The sequence below is a fragment of the Micromonospora lupini genome, from assembly GCF_026342015.1.
In the GTDB taxonomy this organism is placed as follows: domain Bacteria; phylum Actinomycetota; class Actinomycetes; order Mycobacteriales; family Micromonosporaceae; genus Micromonospora; species Micromonospora lupini_B.
In genome coordinates this window covers 1,269,534-1,293,976 of record NZ_JAPENL010000002.1, presented here as the reverse complement: position 1 = coordinate 1,293,976, position 24,443 = coordinate 1,269,534, and the positions used below count along the sequence as shown (strand labels likewise).

Below are 24,443 nucleotides of genomic sequence, written 5' to 3'. Positions count from 1 at the left end.
AGGTGCGGCGGAATGCACCCTTTGTTGGTGCAGAAGGTGCAAGATCGACGCGGTCGACGGGTCGGGGCGGGTCTGCCTGGCTCAGGCGGGGTGCTCGGGGCGGGCGAACGGGGCCGCCGACGTCACGGTCAGGTCAGCCGGCGCGGGCGGCGCGTCCTTCTCGACCGGGTCGAGGTGCCGACGGCGCCAGCCCTGCCCCGTCGCGGCCTCGGGCGGGTCGTCCCTCGTCGGCGTGTTCGGGGCCAGCCGCAGGGCCGCGGCGAACAGCACGCAGGCCACGTACGCCATCACCAGGCCGCGACCGTACTCGACCCGGAGGTTGTCCTCCGACCCGTAGAAGTAGTTGCGCTGACCGGCGTCGTCGAGCGTCGCCGTCGCCGCCACCAGCAGTGCCAGCAGCGCCCCGCTCAGGGTGAACCCGACCAGCCGGGCGTTCGGCCGGACGGCCGGCGTGCCCCGCAGCGCCAGTGCCACGATGCAGACCAGTCCGAGCAGGCCGACCAGCCAGCCGACGCCGAAGCCGCCGGTGTCGGACACTCCGGCGGGCACGTCGACCGAGGTGGAACCGGCCGGGCCGCCGTTCGGCAGGGTCATCACCAGCCACTCGCCGAGCAGCGAGGCCACCCCCGCCACCGCGCCGAGACCGGCGAGCAGCACGGGCAGGCGGGGGTCCCTGGTGATGCCGGCCAGGGACCAGCCGAGGCGGCGGCGTCCAGTGGCGGGCTCGTCGGCGCCCCACTCGATCACGGTCGGCCCGTCGGACGGGTCGCCCTGCCGTGGGATGGGCAGCTCCTCGGACATCGGCCATCCTTCCGCCGGTCACGGGCCTGCGTCGAATCATGGCACAGGGGGTCGCGCTGGTGTCGCTGCCGAAGCCGCCCGCGTCGCGCCTCCACGAGGGGTGACGGGAATCGCACGGCAGGCGTCGGTGCCGGTCGGTCGCTCGGGAGACACGTTTCCGCTAGCGTTCTCCTCATGCCTATCCGTACCGCTTCCGCACAATGGCAGGGCAATCTCACCGAGGGTTCCGGCTCCGTCCGCACCGGTAAGGGCGGCCTGTCCGGCAACTACTCATTCAAGTCGCGCTTCGAGGAGGGTGAGGGCACCAACCCCGAGGAGCTGATCGCCGCCGCACACGCCGGCTGCTTCTCGATGGCGTTCTCGAAGGCCCTCGCCGACGCCGGCTCGACGCCCACCTCGGTCGAGACCACCGCCAAGGTCCACCTGGACAAGACCGACGCCGGAATGAGCGTGACCCGGATCGACCTGGAGACCGTCGGCCAGGTGCCCGGGGTCGACGAGGCGGAGTTCCAGAAGCTCGCCGAGGCCGCCAAGGCCAACTGCCCGATCTCCCGCCTGCTCTCGCCGGGCGCCGAGATCACCCTCACCGCTCGCCTGGCTTCCTGACCCGACGATCCGCACGCCGCACGTTCACGGAAGGAGCCTCCGCCCGGTCCCGGGCGGCCGCTGCCTTTCGTGAACGCGCGGACAGCGGCGCCGGTCGCCGCTCCCGCCGCTGAGCGCGCGGACCCGGCCGGGGGTGGTCGCTCTCCTCGATCAGCGCACGGATCCGGCCCGGTGGCCGAGCACGAGCCGGCCGATCGGTCAGGTGTCGGGCAGAATGGACGCGTGCCGGTGGAGATGACTCGCGAGCGCTTCGAGGAGCTGGTTGCTGACGCCCTCGACGAGGTGCCCGAGGAACTGCTCGGCCTCATGAGCAACGTGGTGATCCTGGTCGAGGACGACCCACCGCACACCGAACCCGACCTGCTCGGCCTCTACGAGGGGCATGCGCTCACCAGCCGCGGTTGGGACTACTCGGGCGTGCTGCCGGACCGGATCTTCATCTACCGTCGTCCGATCCTGCGGATCTGCGACAGCGACGAGGACGTCGTCGACGAGGTCGCGGTGACTGTCGTGCACGAGATCGCCCACCACTTCGGCATCGACGACGCGCGGCTGCACGCACTGGGCTGGGGCTGAAGCCCGGCCGCTCACCGCGACGCCCGGCCGCGGCACGCCGCTCGGCCGATGGCCCCCGGTTGCCGTGGTCGCCTACGGTCGGAGCAGCGACCGCGACCGTTTCAGGAGGCACCTTTCATGCGCAGCGAGCTGTTCTCGGCGGAAAATCTGGAGAAGGAGTCCGCGCAGGCCGGCATGCGGCTACAGAACTCCAAGATGTTGAAGATCGAGCTCAACGGCGAGGCGATGGCCCGGGTCGGGTCGATGGTCGCCTACCAGGGCAATGTGCAGTTCCAGGCGCTGGGCTCGGGTGGGCTCGGCAAGTTCCTCAAGCAGAAGCTCACCGGCGAGGGCGTCCCGCTGATGAAGGTCACCGGCCAGGGTGACGTCTTCCTCGCCGAGCTGGCCAAGGACGTGCACATCATCGACCTGGAGCCGGGCGACGCGCTCTCCATAAACGGTTCCAGCGTGCTCGCCTTCGACTCGACCCTCCAGTACGACATCAGGATGGTCGGCGGCGCCGGGATGGCCTCCTCGTCCGGCCTGTTCAACTGCGTGTTCAGCGGGTACGGCCGGATCGCCATCACGACCAAGGGCACCCCTGTGGTGCTCAACGTGGACGCCCCGACGTACGTCGACCCGCAGGCCGCCGTCTGCTGGTCGGCAAACCTCCAGACCGGCTACCACCGCGCCGAACAGCTCGGCCTCGGCACGCTGCTGGGCCGCCGCACCGGCGAGTCGTTCACCATGAGCTTCGCAGGTCAGGGCTTTGTGGTGGTCCAGCCGTCCGAGGAGCCGCCGGTCATGGGCAGCGGTCAGCAGCAGCAGGAGGGTGGTCTGCTCGGCGGTCTGCTGAGCTGACCACGCCGGTGCGGGGCGCTCCCTGATCCGGGAGAGCCCCGCCCGGTCAGCTCAACTCGCCAGTGCGCAGCCGGGCCAGCCAGGCCGCCGCGTCGGCGTAGTCGACGTCGGAGAGGCCGGCCGGCGCGGGAACGGGCCGTTCGCCCGCCGCCTCGACCCAGCGGTGCCGGGGGTACGACCCCAGGAAGTGGACGTCCGCGCACACCCGGCGCAGCCCCTGCAACGCCTCGCCCAGCCGCACGTCGGCCACGTGCCCCGTGCAGTCGAGGAAGAAGACGTACCGGCCCAGCGCCTCACCGGTCGGGCGGGACTCGATCCGGGTCAGGTTGACGCCGCGGACGGCCAACTCCATGAGCACCGACAGCAGCGCGCCGACCCGGTCGTGGGCGATGTAGACGGCAAGCGAGGTGAGGTCGTCGCCGGTCGGCGGTGGGGGTGGCCCGGGGCGGGAGACCAGGACGAACCGGGTCACCGCGTCGGGATGGTCGGCGATCTTGTCAGCGAGCAGGGCGAGCCGGTGTCGGGCCGCCCCGATCGGCGCGCAGATCGCGGCGTCGTACTCACCGGAACCGGCGCCGGCGGCTGCCGCGCCGTTGGAGAGCACGTCGACCACCACCGCGTCGGGAACGTGGTCGCGCAGCCAGCCCCGGCACTGGGTGGACGCCTGCGGATGCGCCGCGACCGTGCGGACCGCCGGCAGCGCGGTGCCCGCGCGTGCGGCGAGCACGAAGTCGACGGGCAGGATCACCTCTCGGGTGATCACCAACGGCTCGCCCTCGGCCATCTCGTCGAGGGTGACGCCGACCGCCCCACCGATCGAGTTTTCCAGCGGCACCAACGCCGCGTCGGCATCCCCGGCGCGGACGCTGTCCAGTGCCTCCCCGACGCTGCGGGCCGGCGTCCTGGTGCCGTGCTCGGCGGCGGGGATGGTGCGCAGGGCCTGCTCGGCGAAGGTGCCCTCCGGGCCGAGGTAGACGAAGCGCGTAGGCGGTGTTCCGGGCATGTCGACCAGACTACGCACCCGGCCGGACCGCCGGACCGGCATCGCAGGCGAGCGTACGGATCCCGGCGGGGCCGGTGGCCCGGACCTCGATGGTGCACACGTCGGTGCCGGCGGTGACCAGTTCCGGGGCGGTGGGTCGACCCCGGGTGACGACCTGAAGCTCCTCGTGCCCGGTCACCTCCAGCACTGTGTACTGCCAGTCGGCGGCGCACAGCGGCCCGGTGCGGACCCGGACCCGCACGTTGTCCGGGAGCACGGAGGCCCGACCGCGCAGCAGTTGCACCACTCGCTGGCCGCTGGGGCCGTTCCGGCAGGCCGTGGCGACGAGGCCGGGGTCTCCGGTGGCCGACTGAGTGGCGACCGGCGGAGTGCTCGGCACGGTGGACGGCGTGCTCGTCGGGACGCCCGTCGGGCCGGGCGCGGTCGGAGTGCTGGCACCGCTTGGCACACCTGCCGGGTCGCGCAGCTCGGGAGGGGCGCCACAGCCGGTCAGCGCCCCGACGGTGAGGAGCGCCAGCAGGGCCCCGGCCACGGGCAGCGCACGAACCGCCACGTGTGTGATGGCGGTCGTCACCCGGGGCGGGGGCATCGGGTGGCGGGGCGTGGTGAACGGCACGGGCCGATCCTCGGGACAGGGGAAACGTCGTGTTGGCCGGGTGGCCGAGCCCATCGTAGGGCGAGCGGTCGGCCGGGTGAAGCTCAGCCGAGGACGCGGTGCCCGGCGCGCTCCAGGGCGGCCGTGCCCTCGGTCAACCGGACGGTCGGCACCAGCACGTAGTCGGTGTCGAAGGTGGAGAACGTGACCACGCTGACCCGGGCCGTGGCGAGCGGGTCGACGAGCGCCGCAAGTGTTCCGGTGCCGTCCACTCCCGTCGGGCCGACGACGCGCAGGCAGCGCCAGGTGGTCTCCACCACCGCCTGGGTGGGCACCCGGTCGGTCGGGCAGATCACCGAGATCCCGTCGGCGGTCCAGCTCACCGTGACCACATCGGCGCTGCCCAGCCCACTCGACAGCGCGTCCGGCAGGGCGGTGCCGGCACGTAACCGGCACACGGCGTACTCCCCCGGGAGCAGAGCGATATCGAGCATGAGGGCACCTTACGGCGTGGGTGTGGGCCCACCCCGTCATCGCCGCGTGCGGCGAACGACACATTGCGCCGCAGGTCAGACCTCGGAGAAGAAGGTGAGTGAGCCAGCCACCGCACCGTCGGTGAGCACCGGGGTGGAGATCGCGTCGACAGTCGCGTCGGAGCTGTCCGCCGAGGCGGCCTGCACCCGCAGCAGCCCACGGGCGAGCCGGCCTGAGGAGAGCGCCAGCAGCGGCGGGATCTTGTCGATCTCGGCCTCGGTCAGCTCGCCCCGGTTGGCGGTGAAGTCCAGCAGGCGCAGCCCGCCGTCGAGCAGCGGTCGCCCGATCAGGCCCGCCGGGTCGCCCAGGCAGAGCAGCTCGCAGCCGGCGGTGGAGATGGCCACCACCCGGGTGTCGGCGTCGATCAGCAGGCAGGGCTCGTCGGCCCGGTCGACAGTCGAGGACCACTGGCCGACGTTGTCGGACTCCAGCTCTGTCGAGGCCCGCGCCGACGGCACGAACACTTCCGAGAGCGAGAGTTCGACGTGGGCCACCGCGCCTCCTATGTCCACCGACGGACTGTCCACGCTAGCCGGTCGCCGACGGAATCACCGAGCGCACCAGGTCACCGGACCGCACAGCTCGAACCGGGGCGGCCGGCGACGGCGCGGGAGCCGGTGGGGTAGGTGGGGGACCGGGGCCGCGTGGCGTCGCCGGTGACGTTACCGGCGGTGGGCCGGCTTGTCAGCGGCCGTTCGGCCCTCCTCGTACCACCGGTAGTCGGCCGATGGACGGTACGTGCCGTTCAGCCAGGTGTTGGGGTGCTGTGCCACCCGGGACAGCTTCTCGGCCGTGGCCGGGCTGATCCGGCTGCCACCGGCCACGAGAAGCCGATCCAACTCCCGGTGGGTGGCCATCAGGCAGTCCTTCGGAAGGCCGTAGACGCTGATCACGCCGGAGCCCACGAAGGTCAGCACCGGCGTCACGGGAATGGTCAGCCCCACCGCGTCGGAGAGGGCCTTGCTGGCCCGCTTGGCGTCCCGACGGGCCTCGGTGACGTACGGCGGCCGCTTGCCGTTGATCTGCACGACGTCCCCGGCGACGAGCACCCGGGCCCGGCCGTGGTCGGCGATGGTCACCGCGAACAGGCCGCTCGGCCCGATGGCGAGGAACCCGGCGCGGTCGTCCTGGGTGCGGTCGAGAAGGACGTCCGACGCGTCGGTGCGGGGCCACTCGATGACGTGCCAGGCCGGCCCGAGATGGTCGAGCTGGCCGAGCGCCCGCGCTCCGGCCGCCTCCAGTCGACGGGCTCCCCGCTCGGCACGGCGGCGGCGGGCCCATTCGAGCGGTGTCGGACGGACCGGCTCCAGAGCCCCGGGTGACTCGACCCGGGGGTGGGGCACCGCGATGGGCGGCAGTGCCCGGGCGGTCGGTACGGCTCGTCGTGCGGGAAAGACAGTCATCGTCGTCGACCTCCGGCAAAAGGTCCCTCGAAGTTATGTCCTCACTACCCTACGTTGCCACTCCCGGTGTTCGGCAAGCCGGAGCGCCGGAGTGACTGTGGATGAATGCCATATTCATCCACAGTTCTTTTCTCGGATGCCGCCAAACCCTGCCCTACGCTGCGGGGGTGACCCACTACGTCGACAGTGAAGTCGGTCGGCTCGGCACCGTGCTGCTGCACCGGCCCGGCCCGGAACTGGCCCGGCTCACCCCTCGCAACAACGACTCACTCCTTTTCGACGCGATCCCCTGGGTCGGCCGCGCCCAGGAGGAGCACGACGCGTTCGCCGCCGCCCTGCGCGAGCGCGGCGTCGAGGTGCTCTACCTGGCCACCCTGCTGGCCGAGACGCTTGCCGTCGAGGAGGCCCGCGCCGAGTTGACCGAGGAGGTGCTGCGTTCCCGTCGACTCGGCGACACGCTCCGCGCCCGGGTCGCCGACCACCTCGCCTATCTGGACCCGGTCGCGCTTGCCGACGTGCTCACCGCCGGGCTCGCCCACGAGGAGCTGCGGATCAGCTCGGAGCGGCCGGGCGGCCTTGTCTACACCCTGATGGACCGGCACGACTTCGTCATCGACCCGCTGCCGAACCTGTTGTTCACCCGGGACTCGTCGCTGTGGATCGGTGACCGGGTGGGTGTCACCAGCCTGGCCATGCCGGCCCGCCGCCGGGAGACGACCCTGACCGACGCCATCTACCGCCACCATCCGCGCTTCGCCGGCACCGAGTTCGTCTACCGCCCGAACCTGGAGCACCTGGAGGGCGGGGACGTCCTGCTGCTCGCACCGGGCGTCCTCGCGGTCGGGGTGGGCGAGCGGACCACCCCCGCCGGCGCCGAACGCCTCGGTCGGCAGGTCTTCGCCGCCGGGCTGGCCCACACCATCCTGGTGGTGCCGATCGCCCAGAAGCGCGCCACCATGCACCTGGACACCGTGTGCACGATGGTCGACGCCGACGCCGTGCTGATGTACCCGAACATCGCCAGCACGCTCTCGGCGTACACAGTGATCGCCGGCGCGGACGGTGAGGATCCGCGCGTGGACGGCCCGGCGCCCTTCCTGCGGGCCGCCGCCGACGCGATGGACCTGGACCAGCTCCGGGTCATCGACACCGGCCTGGACCCGGTCACCGCGGAACGCGAGCAGTGGGACGACGGCAACAACACCCTCGCCCTGGCGCCCCGGCTCTGCGTCGGCTACGAGCGCAACACCGAGACCAACGCGCAGTTGGAGCGGGCCGGCATCGAGGTCATCCCGATCGCCGGTTCGGAGCTGGGCTCCGGCCGGGGAGGCCCGCGCTGCATGTCCTGCCCGATCGTCCGCGACCCGCTGCCCGTGCACGGGTGAGCGGGCCGCGTGCCCGGGTCAGCGCAGGGTGAGCTGGCGGCCGAGCAGCCCCTGGCGGGCCCGCCTGCCGGCGGCGTCAAGCGGTTCGGTGGTGGCGAGCGCCTCCGCGTACCGCTTGGCGAACTGCGCGACCGGGTCCTCCCAGTCGGCTGCCGGCGTCTCCTCCGGCAGGTCCCACACCGGCACCAGCCGGCCGTGCGCGCGGAACATCCCGGCGAACTTGGTCTGTTCGCCGAGCGTCAGCGTGCCGGCCGCGCCGAGGCGGGCCAACGCGTCCAGGGCGGCGTCCTCGTCGTCCGGCAGCACCCAGCGCACGTGCGCCTTCTCCGGGACCCGGCACCAGTACGCGGCCTTCGCGGCGGTCATCCGCACGGTCGGGTAGATGGCGGCGTTCGCCCGCTCCAGCGACGCCTGGACGCTCGGGTCGTCTGTCGCGCCGGGGTCGAGCCAGAACTCGAACCCGTCGTGCATGCTGATCTCCAGCGGGCCGTCCACCAGGACGTCCTGCAGTCGCGGCCCGGGACCGGGCAGCGGTGGCACGGACACCTGGCCGCCCGGCTCGGCCCGCAGCGCGCAGAGCAGCGCCTCGGCCAGGTCCCGGGAGACGTCGCCGGACTGCTGGTGGCGTTGCAGACCGATGAGCACGCGGCCGTCCGCCTTGCTGATCGCCGGCGCGGCCATCGGCAGCACCGTGGCCAGCGTGGCCGACCGGTCCCCGAATTCCTCGACGAGGGCGGGCGCCAGCCGCAGCGGCGCGGACGCGGCGGGCACCAGCTCGCGCAGCGCGATCCACTCGGACTCGTCGGCCAGCCCCTCGAACGGTCGCGGCACGAAGACGTCGCGCACCTTGTCCTTCCGGGGCGCGGTGTCGGCGGCTCGCTGGCTCTTTCGACGCTTGCTCACGGCGTCACAGCCTAGAGCCCCAACGGTCGGCCCGTAGCCCGGACCCACCCACCCCATCGCCGGTCGATCATGAAGTTGTTGTCACCACGTCCGGCGTGTCGCCGCAACAACTTCACGATCGACGATGTCAGCCGGTGGGGACCAGGTCGGGGTGGGAGGTCGGGTCGAACTCCGCCCAGACGCGCTGACCCATGCCGTCGCGTTCGACGCCCCAGCGGGTCGCCAGGCCGGCCACGATCTGCAGGCCCCGCCCGTCCGCGGCGTCCGGGCTGGCCGTGCGGATCCGCGGGCTGGTGTTCGCGCCGCCGTCGGTCACCCGCAACTGGATCCGGGGGCCCTCGGCGGAGGGCCGCAGCCGCCACGCCACCCGGACCACGCCGCCGGGCAGCGGCCGGGCGTGCCGGACCGAGTTGCCCACCAGCTCGGCGAGCACCGCGATCAGATCCGCGAGGAGCGTCGGTGCCACGACGTCAGCCAGATCCTCGGCGAGCCGGTGTCGCGCCAGTCGTGCTCCGGCGGGGTGGTGGGGAACCACCACGCACCACGCCCGATCCCTCGCTGCCGCTGCCACCGTCGCCTCCACGTCGCGCCACCGTCGGTCAACCGCGCGGTAGCCGCACCTCTGCGACCGTACCGCCGTCGGTCCTCGGACGTAGGGATACCCATCCATTCTGTTGTTCAACGATCCGGCGGACGAGATAGAGGCCGAGCCCCGCTCCCGGGTAGCCGCGCCGGTCGCCGGACTCGCCCTGCCAGAACCTGTCGAACGCCCGCTCCACGTGCTCCGGCCGGATGCCGATTCCCCGGTCACTGACCCGGAACGCGACCAACTGGCCGTCCACACCGGCGGTGATCTCGATGGGGGAGCCCGGCGGCGAGTACTTGCCGGCGTTGGTGGCCAACTCGGTCAGCACGGTGGCCAGGCTGGGCCGGTGGCCGAGCGCCTTGGGCAGGTCGGCCGGGAGGCGCACCGTCAGCCGGTGCCGCAACTCCGCAGGCAGGTCCACGATGGCGGCGCGCAGCGCCTCACCGAGGTCGAACGGTGTCGGTGGGTCGTCCCCCGGCCCCGCCTCGGCCGCCGAGGAGAGCAGCCTGTCGACCAGCCGGGCCAGCTCGTTGGCGCGCTGCCCGATGACCCGGGCGGCCTGTCGACGGTCGACCTCGGTCAGCGACTCCCAGTGGTCGGTGAGGGTGTCCGCGTACCCCTTGATGACGGTGACCGGCGTGCGCAGCTCGTGGCTGGTCACCGCGACGAACAGCTCCCGGTCGTGATCGCGGCGCTGCTGGTCGGTGATGTCGCGGAAGGTGACCACGCGCAGCGCGCCCGGGCCGGGCAGGTCGCCGGAGGTGATGCGCAGCCAGCGGCCGTCCGGCAGCCGGTGGTCGCGGACCTGACCGGAGGGCGGCAGGGGGAACGGCAGCGGGCCGTTCAACGCCTGCTCCGCGGTCCGGCCGGTGACCTGGGCGGCGGCCGGGTTCCACAGCCGGACGTGGCCGTCCCGGTCGACCACCGCCAGCCCGTCGGCGAGTGCCGCCACCACCGGCCCGTCGCCGTGCACAGGCAACCCGCTCTGGTCGCCGTACATGTGCGCGATGCACGAGGCGAGGTAGGCGATCACCCCCTGCTGCTCGTCGCCCGGCTCGTCGTCGCCCGGGTAGAGGGCGTGCAGGCTGCCGACGGTGTGGCCGCCGATCTCGGCCCGGGACACCACCATCCGGCGCAACCCGCTGCCGGCCAGCTCGGCGGAGAGCTTGCCGTTGAGCTCGGCCACCCGGACCTGGCTCACCCGTGGCCCGGAGAGCAGGCAGACGGTGTCCGGGTCGTCCGCCGCGAGCGGCCGGCCGAGCGCCCACTCCGCCGCGCCGGTGGCCGCGATCACCCGGCCGCCGGTCGGGCCGAACTCGACGAACGCCATTCCGGTCGCGCCGAGCGCCGGTTGGGTCACCCTCAGGAGCTGCGTGAGGACCGGCAGGCCCGCGTCCCCAGAGTTGATCATCTCGATCACGGCGGCCTGGCCGGCGAGGAGAGCGGGGAAATCGATTCGCTCCGGCATGTGCCGAGTCTGCCCCGCCGGTCCGGCTTTCGGCACCCCCCGGGTCGAGGCCCGTTCAGCGGTCCCGCCGGGCCAGGACGTGCGCGGGCCGGTCGGTGATGATCCCGTCCACCTCCTCGGCGAGCACAAGCTCCAGGTCGGCCGGCTCGTTGACAGTCCAGACGTACACCTGGTTGCCGGCGGCGCGCAGCGCGGGCAGCAGGCGCGGCCGGGCCCGGACCAGGCCGATGCCCGGCCCGGCGATGCGGGTGCCGAACGGCAGCCGGCCCAGCCCCAGCCACGGCGGCAGCACCTCAAGCAACAGCACCGTGGGCAGCGCCGGGGCCAGCTCCCGGACCCGGCGCACCGCCAGCGGGGAGAACGACATGACTGTGACCTGGACCGGATCGTCCGGCGCCGGATCGTCGAGCCCGTACCGCCGCAGCAGCTCGACAAGCCGCCGCTCCACGTTCGAGCCGTAGCGCGACGGGTGTTTCGTCTCCACCAGCAGCCGGACCGGCCGCCCCGCGGCGAGCACCGCGTCGAGCAGCCGGGCCAGCGTCAGCAGCCGGGTGTGCGACTCGTCCGGCGGCAGGTCACCGCTCGGCGCGCTGCCCGGATGCCAGGACCCGAAGTCGAGCGCGTCCAGCTCGGCGAGGGTACGGGCGCTGACCAGACCCCGGCCGTTGCTGGTGCGGTCCAGTCGTCGGTCGTGTACGCAGACCAGATGCCCGTCCCGGGTCAGCCGGACGTCGCACTCCAGCCCGTCCGCGCCCTCGTCGAGGGCCCGCAGGTACGCGGCGAGTGTGTGCTCCGGAAGGTCGTACGAGGCGCCGCGGTGCGCGAAGACCAGAGGCCCGCCCATCCCGGCCGCCTCAGATGACCTGGCCGGGCTGCCCGTTCGCGTCGACCACCGGACGGCCGACCGCTGCCCACTGGCGCATCCCGCCGTCGGCGTTGCGCACCTGCTCCCAGCCGTTGTTGACCAGGTAGGCGACGACCTGGGCGGAACGTCCACCGGAGCGGCAGATGACTGCCACGTCCCGGTCGGTGGGCACCTCGGCCAGCCGCGCCGGCAGCTCCATCATCGGCAGGTGGTGGGCGGTGGGGGCGTGGCCGGCCGCCCATTCGTCGGCCTCCCGCACGTCGAGCAGGTAGGTGTCGTCGGCGATCTCGGTCACGGGCACGGTGGGAACCTGGGGTCCGAACACAGGAAGCAACACTAGATCCTCGCGGGCCGGATCGGCACCGACCCGGCCGTCGGCACTGTCACAACCGGGTCACCCAGCGCGGGTTGGCCTGCGCCCAGGCCGGTACGCGGGTACCCCGGACGGCCTGGAAGAGCCCGTTGCCGCCGTTGTCGAGCACCACGTACGAGACCTGGTCGATGGTCTGCGGGGACGAGGGCACCTGGACGCCGTGCATCCCGTCGGGCGGCAGCGCGCGGAGCGCGAGGAGCAGGTCCTCCAGGGGTACGCCGTTGGTGTCGACTGTCAACGAGCCGCCGACCGCCCGGAGCACCTGGTCCAGTTTGACCGGGTTGCTGCGCAGGTCGGCGTGGCCGGCGCTGTCCAGCATCGCCCGCAGGAGTTGCTGCTGGTGGTGCTGCCGGTCGAAGTCCCCGTTGGGAAGGTCGTAGCGCTGGCGTACGTAGTCCAGCGCCCGCGCTCCGTCCATCCGCTGGCAGCCGGTGGGGAAGACCCGGTTGGTGTGGATCGAGCGGACCTCGGTGTCCACGCACATCTGCACCCCGCCGAGGAGGTCGATCACCTTCCGGAAGCCGGAGAAGTCGATAAGCGCGGCGCCGTCGAAGCGGATGCCTGTGAGCCGGTTCAGGGTGACGGAGAGCAGTCGGGTGCCGGCCTGCCCGCCGCCGCCGTGCTCGTACGCCGCATTGATCTTGTCTTGACCTCCGCCGAAGCCGTTCGCGGGCGGGATGGCGACCAGCAGGTCACGCGGGATGGAGACCAGGTACGCCTCCCGCCGCCCGGCGGGCACGTGCACGATGAGGATGGTGTCCGAGCGCTGGTCCGGCTCGCTGCTGCCGGCGCGTCGGTCGGTGCCGATCAGCAGGTAGTTGAGCGGCCCGTCCAGGTCGGTCCGGTCGGTGCGGGCGTCCGCGTCGAGCAGTTGCTCCTTGGTCACCGTACGGTCGTACCGGTGGGTAAGCGTCTTGAGGCCGACCAGGGCGAGCCCGGCCAGCAGGACGAGGGCCAGGCCGACGCCGAGCAGGAGGCGCGGCCAGAGGGCGCGGCGTGGCGCGGCCGGGCGTGCCCGGTCCGCTGCGGTCCGTCCCCACCTGGTCGTGACCGCCTCCCCGCAGCCGATACGTGAAACCTGCTCACGTCAGGCTACGGGCGGTGACGGACCGGTCGCCGGGCTTTCCCCGACTTCAACTAGCGACTTCGAGAGCCGCGGCCCGCTGAGGCGCCGCGGCGGCCGTCACTTGCGGCCGGAGATCACCTCGGGGTGGCTGAAGACGAACTCGGCGAGCTTGTCCCTCTTGACCGCCTCGAACATCTGCATCGTTTCCTCGTTCAACGCCTCACGGTTGTTGCCGTTGCCGTTGAAGCTGCCGTTGTTGGTCTTGAGCATGGTCAGCTCGTTCGCGGTGACCCCACGCATGGTGAAGATGAAGTCCTCGATCGGCACACCGCCGGTGTCCAGCACGAACGCCTTGCCGGCCGCCTTGATGAGCTGATTCATCTTGGCCGGGTTGGTCAACATGCCGCCGTCGGTGGCCTTGCGGGCCATCGCCTTGATCAGCTGCTGCTGGTTCTGCTGCCGGTCGTAGTCGCCGCCGGGGAGCCCGTAGCGCTGCCGGGCGTAGTCGAGGGCCGCCCAGCCCTCCATCTCCCGGCAGCCCTTCTTGTGCACCACAGGGGTCATCTGCTTGCCGGTCTTCTTGGCGTCGGCGTTCCACATCGGCTTGCCGTCGACGAACGACATGTGGTGCGACTTGACCTCGTGGCTCACGCAGATCCGCACGGTGCCCAGGGTGTCGATGACGTTCTTGAAGCCACCGAAGTTGATGATCGCCGCGCCGTCGAAGCTGATCCCGGTGAGCCGCTTGATCGTCTGCGCCATCAACTGGGCGCCACCCTCCCAGCCGCCACCGTTACGGGCACCGGCCTGGAACGCGGCATTGATCTTGTCGGTGTCGCCGGTGAAGCCGCTCTTCTTGAACGGCGGGATCTGCGCCTCGGTGTCGCGGGGGATCGAGATCAGGTACGCCTGGTCGTGCGAGGCCGGGATGTGCAGGATGATGATGCTGTCCGACCGGACGTCGTCGGCGGCCCACCGCTCTCGTGCGTCCACGCCGAGCAGCAGCATGTCGATCGGGCCGTCCAGGCTCGCGCCGCCCTCGGCGTCGGACTTGCCGGCGTCACCGAGCAGGTTGCGCTGGGCGATGTCCCCGGTCGCCTGGCCGATGAGCACCTTGGTGCCGACGATGGCCGCGCCGCTGCTGAGCATCAGCACCGCACCGAAGATCACGGTCAGGCGGGCCCAGAGCGGATCCTTGCGGCGCGGGCGCTTCTTCGCCGGCCCCTTCCCACCCGTTCGGCCGTCACCCTTGCCCGGCGGGCGACCACCCGGCCCACCGCCTGACGGGCTTGGCTGCACTGGAATGGACGCGCCGATCCGGCCGCTCGGCGCGGCGGATCCGGGGGGCGAAGGGCGACGGCTGGCCTGAACCGGCATGCGTGCTCCAGCTCGTGATCAGGAGGGGGCGGCCCCACTGTACGTACATCAATTCGACTTTGCGAGTTCATCCGGGCTCAATCGAGACGACAGATCCCGTCAACCGGGCGATCGGCCCCACTCGATCACCGAAACGGTGAGTCCGTGTCACGTTCGCCCGCCAGCCCGCGCCGCCCCAACGCTCAGCCGCCGTCGTTGTTCTTCGGCGGGTTGGCCTTGACCCAGTCGGCCATGGTGTCGGCCGACATGGCCTGGTACATCGCCAGCGCCTTCTCCCGGTCGGAGACCACCACCGACTCGCCGTTGATGGTGTCGCTGCCCGAGTTCGGGCTGGTCAGGAAGGTGAGGTTCTGCCCGCGCAGGTTGCGGAACTGCACCGCCATGTCCGTCACCGAGAAGCCCTGGTCCACGGTCACGGCAGCGGTCACCGACTTGAGGAAGTCGTTGAGCTTCTTCGGGTTGGCGAGGGTGCCGCTGCTCGCCGCCTTGTCCATCAGCGCCCGGAGGAACTCCTGCTGGTGCCGCATCCGGGCGAAGTCGCCCTCCGGGAACTGCTTGCGCTGCCGGATCCAGTCCAGCGCCTCCGTGCCGTCCATGTGGTTGGTGCCCTTGGTGAAGGTCCGGTACGGCTTGTGGATCGAGGTGATCGTCCGCTCGACCTTCAGATCCACGCCGCCGAGGGCGTCGGTGACCTCCTTGAAACCGCCGAAGTCGATCGCCATCACGTGGTCGATCCGGACGTCGGTGAAGCACTCCACCGTGCGCACTGCCAGCGGCAGCCCACCGAACGCGAACGCCGCGTTGATCTTCGCGCGCTTGCCGGAGCCGCAGTCCGCTCCGGCGCTTTCTGGAATCGGCACGTACAGGTCACGCGGGATGGAGACCAGGTAGGCCGACTGATGGTCGGCCGGGATGTGCATCACGATGACCGTGTCGGCCCGCCACTGGCTCTTGCTGTCGACAGGCGCGTCCGGGTCCCGGGAGTCGCTGCCGACCAGCAGGATGTTCAGCGCGCCGTCGACGGTCTTCGCCGGCCGACCCCCGGTGATCTCCGCGAACGGGTCGGTGCGGGCCAGGTCGTTGTTGAGGTTGCGCGCGTACAGCCAGGCGCCCAGGCCGCCGAGCAGCGCCAACACCAGCACCGCGATCCCGGCCACCAGGCCGATCCGCCCCCAGCGCGGCCGTGGGCCACGGCGTCCCGGCCCGCCGGCGCCACCCGGCCCGCCCGGTCCCGCCGGCCCTCCCGGCCCGCCCGGGGCGGGCTGCTGCTCGTCGTACGACGGGTAGAAGCGCGCCTCGGCGGGACGCGCGCGTCCGGAGGCGCCCCGGTCGGGGCCGGGCACCGAGGCACGCCCGGTGCTGCGGTGCAGATGCGGGTGAGGAACGCCGGCAGAGGTCGCTGACATGTAACTCAGGGTACGTAGCGCGAGCCACTACCGCCCTCAGGCGACACTCAGCGATCGGAGGTCGGTGGCGAGCGGTTACCCTAGCCGCGCCCGGAAGTACTCGATCGTGCGTCGCAGGCCGTCTTCGGGCGCCACGGTCGGCTCATATCCGAGCAGTTCACGGGCGAGGGTCAGGTCCGGGCGGCGCATCTCCGGGTCGTCGGCGCTGCGGGTGATGTACGTCACCTGGGAGCTGCTGTCGGAGAGTGACACGATCAACTCGGCGAGTTGACGCATGGACATCTCGTGCTCGGTGCCGCAGTTGACCGGGCCGGTCTCGGTCGAGTCGAGCAGCAGCAGGATGCCGCGCACCAGGTCCTCGACGAAGCAGATCGACCGGGTCTGATTGCCGGTGCCGTGCACGGTGATCGGCTCGCCGCGCAGCGCCTGGGAGATGAAGGTCGGGATGGCCCGGCCGTCGTCCGGGCGCATCCGCGGGCCGTACGTGTTGAAGATCCGGACGATCGCCCCGTCCAGCCCGCGGTAGCGGTGGTACGCCATCGTGGCGGCCTCGGAGAAGCGCTTCGCCTCGTCGTAGACGCTGCGCACGCCGATGGGGTTGACGTTGCCCCAGTAGGTCTCGCGCTGCGGATGCTCCTTCGGGTCCCCGTACGCCTCGGAGGTCGAGGCCATCAGGAACCGGGCGCCGTCGGCGACCGCGCGCTCCAGCAGGTGCAGGGTGCCCACCGAGCCGACCCGGAGGATCTCCACAGGCAGTTGCGCGAAGTCGGTGGGGCTGGCCGGCGAGGCCATGTGCAGGATCGCGTCGAACCGCTCGGCAAGCGCCGGGTGGTGGGTCGGCAGGCCGTCGGAGAGGTCCGCCTCGACAAGCGTGAAGGTCGGCCGGTCCAGGAGGTGGGCGACGTTCTCCTTGGAACCGGTGACGAAGTTGTCAAGCGCCACCACCGTGCAGCCCCGGGCGATCAGGGAGTCGACCAGGTGCGACGGGACGAAACCGGCGCCGCCGGTGACGAGAACGCGGTGACCGGAACCGAAGCGCTCAGCAACCTTCATGCCGGTCAGCCTACCGATCCTCGGATACGGGAACGGACCCCCGCTGACGCGTGGCGTCGGCGGGGGCCCGTCCGGAGTGTCAGTGGGCGCCCGAACCGGTGAGGGCGCGCACCTCCAGCTCCGCGTACTTCGCCTCGTCGTTCTCCTTGGAGATGAGGGTGCCGATCCATCCGCAGAGGAAGCCGAACGGGATGGACAGGATGCCCGGGTTGGACAGCGGGAACCACTGCCAGTCGTGCTTCGGGAACATCGAGGTCGCCGCGCCCGAGACCACCGGCGAGAAGAACACCAGCAGTACGGCCGAGAGCAGACCGCCGTAGATGGCCCACACCGCGCCGGAGGTGTTGAACCGCCGCCAGAACAGGCTGTAGAGGATCGCCGGCAGGTTGCCCGAGGCGGCGACCGCGAAGGCCAACGCCACGAGGAACGCCACGTTGAGGTTCTGCGCGTAGATCGACAACAGGATGGAGATCGCGCCGATCACCAGGGCGGAGATCCGGGCGACCCGCACCTCCTGGCGCTCCGACGTCTCGCCCTTCTTCAGGACGTTCGCGTAGAAGTCGTGCGCCAGGCTTGACGAGGAGGCCAGGGTCAACCCGGCGACCACCGCCAGAATGGTGGCGAAGGCGACCGCCGCGATGACCGCCAGCAGGGCCGCGCCTCCGAGGTCACCGCCGAAGAAGCTGATGCCGAGCGCCTCGGCGAGCTGCGGCGCGGCGGTGTTGCCTGCCTTGTCCTGAGCGGTGATGGCCTCGCTGCCCACCAGCGCCGCGGCACCGAAGCCGAGGGCCAGGGTGAGCAGGTAGAAGGTGCCGATGATGCCGATCGCCCAGAGCACGCTCTTGCGGGCCGCCTTGGCGGTCGGCACGGTGTAGAAGCGGATCAGGATGTGCGGCAGACCGGCGGTGCCGAGCACCAGGGCGATGCCGAGCGAGAGTAGATCCATCTTGTTGTAGAACGTCTGCGTGGCGTTCCCGGCGACCTCCACGCCGTACCGCAGGCCCGGTTCCAGCAGTTTGTCGCCCTTGCCGGAGGAGGCGGCCGCGGCGCCGAGCAGCTCCGACAGGTTGAAGTGGAACTTCGCCAGCACCAGCACGGTCATCAGCAGTGCGCCGGTCATCAGCAGGAACGCCTTGACGATCTGCACGTACGTGGTGCCCTTCATGCCACCTACGGTCACGTAGATGATCATCAGGGCGCCGACCATGATGATGGTCGCCACCTTGGCGGTGGCCGCGTCCATGCCCAGGAAGGTCGTCCCCGGCTTGATGCCGAGCAGCAGCGCGACAAGCGCGCCGGCGCCCACCATCTGCGCGAGCAGGTAGAAGATCGACACCGTGATGGTGGAGACCGCCGCCGCCGTCCGCACCGGCCGCTGACGCATCCGGAAGGCCAGCACGTCGGCCATCGTGTACCGGCCGGAGTTGCGCAGCAGTTCCGCGACGAGCAGCAGCGCCACCAGCCAGGCGACCAGGAAGCCGATCGAGTAGAGGAAGCCGTCGTAGCCGTAGAGCGCGATGATGCCGGCGATGCCGAGGAACGAGGCGGCCGACATGTAGTCGCCACCGATCGCCATGCCGTTCTGGAATCCGGAGAAGGACCGACCGCCCGCGTAGAAGTCGGTGGCCGTCTTGGTCTGCCGGCTGGCCCAGATGGTGATGGCCAGCGTCACCGCCACGAAGACCAGGAACAGCGTGATGGTCAGGTTGCGGGCGGTGTGGTTGCCGGCTTCAGCCGCGAGGACCGTGTTCATGGGTCACCTCCCCGATCTCGGCGCGGATCCGGTCGGCGACCGGGTCGATCTTCCGGTCCGCGTACCGGGCGTAGAGCCACGCGATCAGGAACGTGGAGACGAACTGGAGCAGGCCGAAGACCAGCGCGACATTGATGTTGCTGCCGAACAGCTTCGTGCCCATGAAGTCCCGGGCGTACGCGCAGAGAATGACGTAGAGCGCGTACCACAGGAAGAACGCGACGGTCATCGGGAAGACGAAGCCGCGCAGCGCACGCCGCAGCCCGGCGAACTCGTCCGACCGTTGCACGGCCAGGTACTTGTCCGGCTGGGAAGCGGTAGGCGCGGGTGTGTCCGTGGACATCTGTGGATCACCACCTTCACAGGCGTCGGGGGTAGTTCCGCGCACCGTAGAGAGCGCGCTCCCCGACGGGGAAGGCCGAGATCGACGCCGGTCGTCGAGTGCGCCGAGCGGTTGACTGGCTGCGCCGAGTGACCCAGGTCACCCCGGTGACCGGTCGGCCCGGTCGCGCCGGTCGGGTCCGTCGGACTGCCGGGTCAGCCTGGTAGCTCGTGGTAGCGCCCCCGGTAGTGCAGCAGCGGCGTGGCCTCCTCGGCCAGGTCGACAACCTCGATGGTGGCCTCCACCAGCAGGCCCCAGCCGTACTCCCGGGCGGTGTCCAGCCGGCAGCCCACCCAGCCGCCGGCGTCGGTCGGCACCGGCCCGTAGGGCGTCTCGGTCCACGTGCCGCTGGCGAACAGCCCGCCCGGGGCGGGAAAGAGGCCGGCGAACCGGTCGGCGAGCTGGCGGTGCGGCGGGCCGAGCGGCGCGACAGCGAACCGGCCCGCCTCCTCGACGGCGGCCCAGAGATCGGACTCCGCGTCGATCAGCCCGAGCAGCCGATCCGGCTCTCCCTCGGCGACCAGGGTGGACGAGACGGTCAGGCCCGCCGGGCCGGGCGCCGTCCAGAGGGTCACCGGCGCGGCCAGCCTCCCCCGCAGTCGGCGAACCGGCGACCGCTGCCCGGTCGGCACCGCGAACGGGTCGGTGTGGTGGATCTCGGCACCCGGCTCATGATTCACGTGAAACATTGTGCCGCCCCGACCCCGCGCCCAACCCACGAAGCGCTCGTGCAGGTCGGCGGGTCGCCCGTTGAGCCGGGCAAGCTGGTCGCCCGCCTCCGCCGCGCCGGCCGGCACTCGCGCGGTCCGGCCGGAAGGCAATGCGCCAATGAGCCGTATGACTCCGAGTCATGTTTATGCCTCTGAGTCATACCGCTCGCTGTGCTGTCCGGCTTCCGGGCGCGACACGCCGCGTTTCGGCCCGCGCGAGTCAGGCGGCCGGCCGCATGGTGGCGCGGCCACCGCCGGCCGTCTCGCCCACGGCGGTGGCCCGACCGGCACGGTCGTCGGCACCACGGCCTTCCTCCTGCGGTACGACCACCGCGCCCTCCATCGTGGTAAGGCGGAATTGGCCTGCCCGCTCCCCGAAGATTGGCTGATGGTCCCGGACGAGGAGGCAGACGAGGAATTCGACGAATGAGCTCCGCTCCGGCCGCCTGGCGTGACTCCGTCGCCCAGGCCGCTCAGACCGCCCCGGGTACCGGCCGAAACGCCGGTTAGCGACGCGGGGTGACAGTGGCCAGCAGTTCCGGCTGACGACGGTCCAGCACGTCGCCGGCCAGGTACGCGCCCAGCAACGCGGTGCCCAGCCCGTACGCGACGCCGACCGGCAGTGCCAGCCACAGCCAGGCGTCACCGAGCAGCGCGGCGGCCACCACCATCGGCACCGCAACTACCGCCGTGGTGACCATGGACAGCACGGTCAGCAGACCCTTCGCCATGCCCGCGCCGCCGTTCATGGCGAACGGGTTGCTCGTCTCCGGCAGCGAGTACGCCCCGAGCACCGAGACGAAGCTGTTCACCGCCAACCCGACGCCGTAAGTGGCGGCCAGGCTGCCGGCTGTCAACCCGAGCCAGCCCGGCCGACCGAGCAGCACCGACAGCAGCACCGCGACGAACGCCAGCATCGGCAGGACGTACAGCGAAAATGCTGTCATCCGCGCGCGCAGCTCGACCCGCCCGGGAACCCCGGCCACGACGTTCGCGGCGTAGGCGCTGCCGTCGAAGCCGAACTGGTTGGCCAGCGTGACCGAGGCGAGCACGCCGACGAAGACCATGGAGAGGGTGACCACCACAGGCGAGCCGTCGCCGGCACCCATGCTGAAGCCCTGCTCGTCCCCGGACGTGAAGCTCAGGCCGCCGTTGAACAGCACCGGAATGAAGATGCCGACCACCGCGATCGTGATCAGGTTGGCGCGACGGCGGGCGTCCCGCCACCAGTAGCGGGCCTGCAGGGCGACAAGCGCGCCGAACCGGTCCCGCCGGGCCCAGTTGGCGGCGCGGGGGAACAGTTGGGCGACCGCCCCGCCGGTGACGCCGCGCTGCGTGGGGGCCTTTCCGGTGCTCGCCGTGCCCACCATCGCCGACTCCAGCGACCGGGACCACCAGGCCAGCAGGGCGACGATCGCCGCCACGGTGATCAGCAGCTTCAGCGGAGCGGCCCACACCCGTCCCTGCGCCACGTCGATGCCGGCGGTCCACGGCGCCCCGAACGGCGTCCACCCGATCACCGTCGCGGCCCCGGTCAGCCGGGTCCAGTCCGTCTCGCGCAGCGCCGCCAGGCCGAAGACCTGCAACGGCCCGAGCAGCGCGGCGACAACCGCCAGCAGCACGGCCGCCAGATCCCGCACCCGGCGTGACCGCAGCATGCTGGCGAACGCGCTTGTCACCGCCCGGCTGGCGGCCACACAGAGCAACAACCCGGCGAGTACGCCGACCACGGCCACCAGACCGGCGGACCAACCGCCCAACGCCCAGGCGGTCAACACCAGGCCCAGCACGGCGACCGACACCGCCAGCACCGGCACGCTGACAAGCGCGGCGGCGAGCAGGCCGATGACAAGCGTGCGGCGCGGCAGCGGCAGCAGCGCGAACCGGGCCGGGTCCAGGGTCTCGTCCACGCCGAAGAAGACCAGGGGCAGCAGCAGCCAACCGAGCACCAGCAGGCCACCGCCGGCCGCCGCGACAAGCACCGCGTACCGACCGTTGCCCGTCAGGCCCGGCGCGGCGAAGAGGAAGAAGCCGCTGGCCGCGAACCAGAGGCCGACAAGCGCGCCGCCGATGAACAGCGCGATCCGCCAGCTCTGACCCCGGAAATTGTTTCCCATCACCCGCAGCTTGAGGCGTACGAAGTGTCGGGCGGAGACCGTCCGCGCCGGACCCGCGGGCGCGGCGGCGACGGTCACCGGGACAGCCATGACAGCTCGTCACCCGTCGCGGTGCGCCCGCCGACCACCTCGACGAAGACCTGCTCCAGCGAGCGGCCGCCACGGACGTCCGCGATCGTGCCGACACGCTTGATGGCGCCCTGGGCGAGGATCGCCACGTGCGAGCACAGCCGCTCGACGACCTCCATCACGTGGCTGGAGAAGATCACCGTGCCGCCGCCAGCCGCGTACCTGGTGAGAATGTCGCGGATCAGCGCCGCCGACACCGGGTCGACCGCCTCGAACGGCTCGTCCAGCACCAGCACCCGGGGGCCGTGCAGCAACGCGCAGGCCAGGCCGATCTTCTTCTTCATGCCCGCCGAGTAGTCCACCACGAGCGTCCGGCCGGCGTCGCCGAGCGCCAGCACGTCGAGCAGCTCCGCGGCGCGCTGGTCGACCACCGCCGGGTCCATCCCCCGCAACAATCCGTGGTACGCGAGCAGCTCCGCGCCGGTCAGCCTGTCGAACAGGCGTACCCCGTCGGGCATCACGCCCAGCAGTCGCTTGGCCGCGACCGGATCGCGCCACACGTCCTGACCGAGCACCCACGCCGAACCGGCGTCCGGCCGCAACAGCCCGACCGCCATCGACAGGGTGGTGGTCTTGCCGGCGCCGTTCGGGCCGAGCAGACCGTAGAAGGATCCGGCCGGTACGTCCAGATCGACGCCTGCCACCGCGATCGTGCCGTCGAACCGCTTCGCCAGGCCACGTAGCGCGAGCGCGGGGTGCTCACCAGTCATGGACCGAACGTTATCCGCCGACCGCCAGTTCCGCCCTCCGGCAACGGACGGATCCGCGATTCCAGCGGTTGGCACACGCCAGATCGGCGATCTGGGGGTGTTCGGGCGTCGGGATGCCGCTAGATCGGCGATCTGGTGTGGATCATCCACGCGCGTTGACTCACAGGCGCAGGGCTTCGGGGGTGTGCAGGCGCAGCATGGTGGCGGCGACGTCGGCCGGCGCACGTCGGCGGGTCGCCATGGACACCGCGACCATCACTGTGAACGCCAGCGGCACCGTCCAGGCGGCGGGCTGCGCGGTGAGCGTGGCGGGCCAGCCCGACAGCGGCGGGCCGAGCACGGTGACCAGCACCGCGCCGATCGCCGCCCCGCCGCCGGCCAGGACACCGGCGGCGGCGCCCAGGTCGGTCAGCCCTCGCCACCAGATGCCGAGCACCAGCAGCGGGCAGAAGCTCGACGCGGCGACCGCGAAGGCCAACCCGACCACCTGTGACACGTCCAGCCCGGAGACGTGCAGGGCCAGCGCCGTCGGCACAGCGCCGGCGATGAGGGTGGCCAGCCGGAAGCCGCGTACCGAGCCTCGGCCGAGCACATCCGTCGAGATCACCCCGGCGACGCTCGTGAGCAGTCCCGACGACGTGGAAAGGAAGGCCGCGAACGCTCCCGCCGCGACAAGCGCGGCGAGCAGCCGCCCGACCAACCCGTGACCGAGGGCCGCGCCGGGCAGCAGCACCACCACCGCGTCGGTCTGCCCGCTGACGAGCAGTTGCGGTGTGTAGATCCGGCCCAGCACCCCGTACAGGGTGGGCAGCAGGTAGAAGGCGCCGACCAGGGCCAGCACCACGAGCGTCGTCCTGCGCGCCGCCGCGCCGTCGGGGTTGGTGTAGAAACGGACCAGCACGTGCGGCAGGCCCATCGTGCCGAGGAACGTGGCCAGGATCAGCGAGTACGTCCCGAACAGACCCCGGTCGTCGTCGCCGGCCGCGCTGGGCAGCAACCAGTCCCCCGCGTCGGTGGCCACGCCGGACACCTCCGGCACCGGGTCACCGGCGGCGAAGGACAGCTCGTCGCCGGGGCGTACCTCTCGGATGTCGCCGTCGGCAAGGGTGAGGGTCGCGCGGTGCTCGACCACGACTGTGGTCGCGGCCCGGAACGTCGGCCCGTCGGGCGGCGTCACCGCCGGGCGGCCGTCGGCCTGCCACTGCAACGCCAGGAAGATCACCGGTACGGCGAGAGCTGTCAACTTGAGCCAGTACTGGAACGCCTGGACGAAGGTGATCGCCCGCATCCCGCCGAGCGCCACGTTCGCGGTGACCACGGCGGCCACCAGGAGGGCGCCCACGGGGTACGGGGAGCCGGCCACCGTGGCCAGGGTGAGCCCGGCGCCCTGCAACTGCGGCACCAGATAGAGCCAGCCGATGAAGATCACGAAGGCCGTGGCGAGGATGCGCAGGCGGCGGGACCCCAGCCGCAGCTCGCAGAAGTCGGGAAGCGTGAACGCGCCGGAGCGGCGCAGCGGCGCGGCCACGAACAGCAGCAGGGCCAGGTAGCCGGCGGCGAACCCGACCGGATACCAGAGGACGTCCACGCCGTACTTGAGGACCAGGCCGGCGATGCCGAGGAAACTCGCGGCCGACAGGTATTCCCCGCCGATGGCGGCGGCGTTCCAGGTCGGGCTGATCGCCCGGGATGCCACCAGAAAGTCGGACGTGGTCCGCGCCAGCCGCAGCCCGTAGAAGCCGATCCCGACGGTGACCAGTGTGACCGCGACGATGGCCGGAACCACGTAGTCGTTGCCCACG

The 24,443-nt window shown here is 71.5% G+C and carries 26 protein-coding genes; 5 read left to right on the top strand and 21 right to left on the bottom strand.

Annotated elements, in window-relative coordinates:
• Window positions 1–81: 81 nt before the first annotated feature.
• Window positions 82–801, bottom strand: coding sequence for a hypothetical protein (locus tag OOJ91_RS20870; protein ID WP_266247333.1), 720 nt, complete (start codon window positions 799–801; stop codon window positions 82–84).
• Window positions 802–975: 174 nt separating this feature from the next.
• Between OOJ91_RS20870 and OOJ91_RS20865 the strand changes: the two genes are divergently transcribed.
• The 3 genes from OOJ91_RS20865 to OOJ91_RS20855 all read left to right on the top strand — a co-directional run bounded on the left by OOJ91_RS20865 (window position 976) and on the right by OOJ91_RS20855 (window position 2,823).
• The gene (locus tag OOJ91_RS20865; RefSeq protein WP_266247332.1) at window positions 976–1,407 is read left to right on the top strand and encodes an OsmC family protein; all 432 of its coding nucleotides are present in this window, start codon (window positions 976–978) and stop codon (window positions 1,405–1,407) included.
• Window positions 1,408–1,635: 228 nt separating this feature from the next.
• Window positions 1,636–1,983 (top strand): metallopeptidase family protein, encoded by a 348-nt coding sequence (locus OOJ91_RS20860; RefSeq protein WP_193376559.1) that lies wholly within the window; start codon window positions 1,636–1,638, stop codon window positions 1,981–1,983.
• Between the two features lie 117 nt (window positions 1,984–2,100).
• Window positions 2,101–2,823, top strand: a complete 723-nt coding sequence (locus OOJ91_RS20855; protein WP_234582643.1) for an AIM24 family protein — start codon at window positions 2,101–2,103, stop codon at window positions 2,821–2,823.
• Window positions 2,824–2,869: 46 nt separating this feature from the next.
• Here the strand turns inward: OOJ91_RS20855 and pheA are convergent, their stop codons facing one another.
• The 5 genes from pheA to OOJ91_RS20830 form a co-directional block, all read right to left on the bottom strand.
• Entirely contained in the window at window positions 2,870–3,826 is a 957-nt protein-coding gene (gene pheA, locus OOJ91_RS20850) for a prephenate dehydratase (RefSeq protein ID WP_266247328.1), read from the bottom strand.
• A 10-nt stretch (window positions 3,827–3,836) separates the two neighbouring features.
• Entirely contained in the window at window positions 3,837–4,442 is a 606-nt protein-coding gene (locus OOJ91_RS20845) for a hypothetical protein (protein WP_266247326.1), read from the bottom strand.
• 83 nt (window positions 4,443–4,525) lie between these two features.
• Window positions 4,526–4,915: an ACT domain-containing protein gene (locus OOJ91_RS20840; protein ID WP_266247324.1), complete on the bottom strand. Its 390-nt coding sequence runs from the start codon at window positions 4,913–4,915 to the stop codon at window positions 4,526–4,528.
• Between the two features lie 75 nt (window positions 4,916–4,990).
• A complete protein-coding gene (locus tag OOJ91_RS20835; RefSeq protein WP_266247323.1) occupies window positions 4,991–5,449 on the bottom strand; it encodes a hypothetical protein in 459 nt (152 codons plus the stop codon).
• Window positions 5,450–5,617: 168 nt separating this feature from the next.
• The gene (locus tag OOJ91_RS20830) at window positions 5,618–6,358 is read right to left on the bottom strand and encodes a hypothetical protein (RefSeq protein ID WP_266247322.1); all 741 of its coding nucleotides are present in this window, start codon (window positions 6,356–6,358) and stop codon (window positions 5,618–5,620) included.
• A gap of 167 nt (window positions 6,359–6,525) precedes the next feature.
• Between OOJ91_RS20830 and OOJ91_RS20825 the strand changes: the two genes are divergently transcribed.
• Window positions 6,526–7,743, top strand: coding sequence for an arginine deiminase (locus OOJ91_RS20825; protein ID WP_266247320.1), 1,218 nt, complete (start codon window positions 6,526–6,528; stop codon window positions 7,741–7,743).
• A gap of 18 nt (window positions 7,744–7,761) precedes the next feature.
• Here OOJ91_RS20825 and OOJ91_RS20820 read toward each other — a convergent pair whose 3' ends face one another.
• The 6 genes from OOJ91_RS20820 to OOJ91_RS20795 form a co-directional block, all read right to left on the bottom strand.
• Window positions 7,762–8,646 (bottom strand): DUF5926 family protein, encoded by an 885-nt coding sequence (locus tag OOJ91_RS20820; RefSeq protein WP_266247319.1) that lies wholly within the window; start codon window positions 8,644–8,646, stop codon window positions 7,762–7,764.
• A gap of 127 nt (window positions 8,647–8,773) precedes the next feature.
• Window positions 8,774–9,184, bottom strand: a complete 411-nt coding sequence (locus OOJ91_RS20815; protein WP_266249784.1) for an ATP-binding protein — start codon at window positions 9,182–9,184, stop codon at window positions 8,774–8,776.
• A gap of 61 nt (window positions 9,185–9,245) precedes the next feature.
• Window positions 9,246–10,700, bottom strand: a complete 1,455-nt coding sequence (locus OOJ91_RS20810) for a PAS domain-containing sensor histidine kinase (protein WP_266247318.1) — start codon at window positions 10,698–10,700, stop codon at window positions 9,246–9,248.
• 55 nt (window positions 10,701–10,755) lie between these two features.
• Window positions 10,756–11,544, bottom strand: a complete 789-nt coding sequence (locus OOJ91_RS20805) for a glycerophosphodiester phosphodiesterase (protein ID WP_266247317.1) — start codon at window positions 11,542–11,544, stop codon at window positions 10,756–10,758.
• A gap of 10 nt (window positions 11,545–11,554) precedes the next feature.
• Window positions 11,555–11,890, bottom strand: a complete 336-nt coding sequence (locus tag OOJ91_RS20800; RefSeq protein WP_039905019.1) for a rhodanese-like domain-containing protein — start codon at window positions 11,888–11,890, stop codon at window positions 11,555–11,557.
• A gap of 58 nt (window positions 11,891–11,948) precedes the next feature.
• The gene (locus OOJ91_RS20795; RefSeq protein WP_439117087.1) at window positions 11,949–12,824 is read right to left on the bottom strand and encodes an LCP family protein; all 876 of its coding nucleotides are present in this window, start codon (window positions 12,822–12,824) and stop codon (window positions 11,949–11,951) included.
• A 15-nt stretch (window positions 12,825–12,839) separates the two neighbouring features.
• On the opposite strand from OOJ91_RS20795, the gene OOJ91_RS20790 reads away from it, so the two are divergent.
• Window positions 12,840–13,013, top strand: a complete 174-nt coding sequence (locus OOJ91_RS20790; RefSeq protein ID WP_266247314.1) for a hypothetical protein — start codon at window positions 12,840–12,842, stop codon at window positions 13,011–13,013.
• A gap of 108 nt (window positions 13,014–13,121) precedes the next feature.
• Here OOJ91_RS20790 and OOJ91_RS20785 read toward each other — a convergent pair whose 3' ends face one another.
• The 9 genes from OOJ91_RS20785 to OOJ91_RS20745 form a co-directional block, all read right to left on the bottom strand.
• Window positions 13,122–14,381 (bottom strand): LCP family protein, encoded by a 1,260-nt coding sequence (locus OOJ91_RS20785; protein WP_266247312.1) that lies wholly within the window; start codon window positions 14,379–14,381, stop codon window positions 13,122–13,124.
• A gap of 182 nt (window positions 14,382–14,563) precedes the next feature.
• Window positions 14,564–15,787 (bottom strand): LCP family protein, encoded by a 1,224-nt coding sequence (locus tag OOJ91_RS20780; RefSeq protein ID WP_266247310.1) that lies wholly within the window; start codon window positions 15,785–15,787, stop codon window positions 14,564–14,566.
• 75 nt (window positions 15,788–15,862) lie between these two features.
• Window positions 15,863–16,840: an NAD-dependent epimerase/dehydratase family protein gene (locus tag OOJ91_RS20775; RefSeq protein WP_266247308.1), complete on the bottom strand. Its 978-nt coding sequence runs from the start codon at window positions 16,838–16,840 to the stop codon at window positions 15,863–15,865.
• A 79-nt stretch (window positions 16,841–16,919) separates the two neighbouring features.
• The gene (locus OOJ91_RS20770; RefSeq protein ID WP_266247306.1) at window positions 16,920–18,593 is read right to left on the bottom strand and encodes a solute symporter family protein; all 1,674 of its coding nucleotides are present in this window, start codon (window positions 18,591–18,593) and stop codon (window positions 16,920–16,922) included.
• Complete coding sequence (locus OOJ91_RS20765) at window positions 18,571–18,936, bottom strand: DUF485 domain-containing protein (protein ID WP_266247304.1); 366 nt, start codon at window positions 18,934–18,936, stop codon at window positions 18,571–18,573. The genes OOJ91_RS20770 and OOJ91_RS20765 overlap by 23 nt, the downstream gene beginning before the upstream one ends.
• A gap of 194 nt (window positions 18,937–19,130) precedes the next feature.
• Complete coding sequence (locus OOJ91_RS20760) at window positions 19,131–19,772, bottom strand: flavin reductase family protein (protein ID WP_439117086.1); 642 nt, start codon at window positions 19,770–19,772, stop codon at window positions 19,131–19,133.
• A gap of 419 nt (window positions 19,773–20,191) precedes the next feature.
• The gene (locus OOJ91_RS20755; protein ID WP_266247302.1) at window positions 20,192–21,892 is read right to left on the bottom strand and encodes an ABC transporter permease; all 1,701 of its coding nucleotides are present in this window, start codon (window positions 21,890–21,892) and stop codon (window positions 20,192–20,194) included.
• Window positions 21,877–22,641 (bottom strand): ABC transporter ATP-binding protein, encoded by a 765-nt coding sequence (locus tag OOJ91_RS20750; protein WP_266247300.1) that lies wholly within the window; start codon window positions 22,639–22,641, stop codon window positions 21,877–21,879. The genes OOJ91_RS20755 and OOJ91_RS20750 overlap by 16 nt, the downstream gene beginning before the upstream one ends.
• 160 nt (window positions 22,642–22,801) lie before the next feature.
• Complete coding sequence (locus tag OOJ91_RS20745; protein ID WP_266247299.1) at window positions 22,802–24,442, bottom strand: sodium/solute symporter; 1,641 nt, start codon at window positions 24,440–24,442, stop codon at window positions 22,802–22,804.
• Window position 24,443: the final 1 nt, after the last annotated feature.

Excerpts from the sequence above, each read along its gene's own strand:
- OOJ91_RS20750 (WP_266247300.1), bottom strand. The coding sequence starts at position 22,641 with ATGACTGGTGAGCACCCCGCGCTCGCGCTACGTGGCCTGGCGAAGCGG.
- OOJ91_RS20780 (WP_266247310.1), bottom strand. The coding sequence starts at position 15,787 with ATGTCAGCGACCTCTGCCGGCGTTCCTCACCCGCATCTGCACCGCAGC.
- OOJ91_RS20770 (WP_266247306.1), bottom strand. The coding sequence starts at position 18,593 with ATGAACACGGTCCTCGCGGCTGAAGCCGGCAACCACACCGCCCGCAAC.
- OOJ91_RS20810 (WP_266247318.1), bottom strand. The coding sequence starts at position 10,700 with ATGCCGGAGCGAATCGATTTCCCCGCTCTCCTCGCCGGCCAGGCCGCC.
- OOJ91_RS20805 (WP_266247317.1), bottom strand. The coding sequence starts at position 11,544 with ATGGGCGGGCCTCTGGTCTTCGCGCACCGCGGCGCCTCGTACGACCTT.
- OOJ91_RS20840 (WP_266247324.1), bottom strand. The coding sequence starts at position 4,915 with ATGCTCGATATCGCTCTGCTCCCGGGGGAGTACGCCGTGTGCCGGTTA.
- OOJ91_RS20765 (WP_266247304.1), bottom strand. The coding sequence starts at position 18,936 with ATGTCCACGGACACACCCGCGCCTACCGCTTCCCAGCCGGACAAGTAC.
- OOJ91_RS20865 (WP_266247332.1), top strand. The coding sequence starts at position 976 with ATGCCTATCCGTACCGCTTCCGCACAATGGCAGGGCAATCTCACCGAG.
- pheA (WP_266247328.1), bottom strand. The coding sequence starts at position 3,826 with ATGCCCGGAACACCGCCTACGCGCTTCGTCTACCTCGGCCCGGAGGGC.
- OOJ91_RS20775 (WP_266247308.1), bottom strand. The coding sequence starts at position 16,840 with ATGAAGGTTGCTGAGCGCTTCGGTTCCGGTCACCGCGTTCTCGTCACC.
- OOJ91_RS20870 (WP_266247333.1), bottom strand. The coding sequence starts at position 801 with ATGTCCGAGGAGCTGCCCATCCCACGGCAGGGCGACCCGTCCGACGGG.
- OOJ91_RS20785 (WP_266247312.1), bottom strand. The coding sequence starts at position 14,381 with ATGCCGGTTCAGGCCAGCCGTCGCCCTTCGCCCCCCGGATCCGCCGCG.
- OOJ91_RS20755 (WP_266247302.1), bottom strand. The coding sequence starts at position 21,892 with ATGGCTGTCCCGGTGACCGTCGCCGCCGCGCCCGCGGGTCCGGCGCGG.
- OOJ91_RS20855 (WP_234582643.1), top strand. The coding sequence starts at position 2,101 with ATGCGCAGCGAGCTGTTCTCGGCGGAAAATCTGGAGAAGGAGTCCGCG.
- OOJ91_RS20830 (WP_266247322.1), bottom strand. The coding sequence starts at position 6,358 with ATGACTGTCTTTCCCGCACGACGAGCCGTACCGACCGCCCGGGCACTG.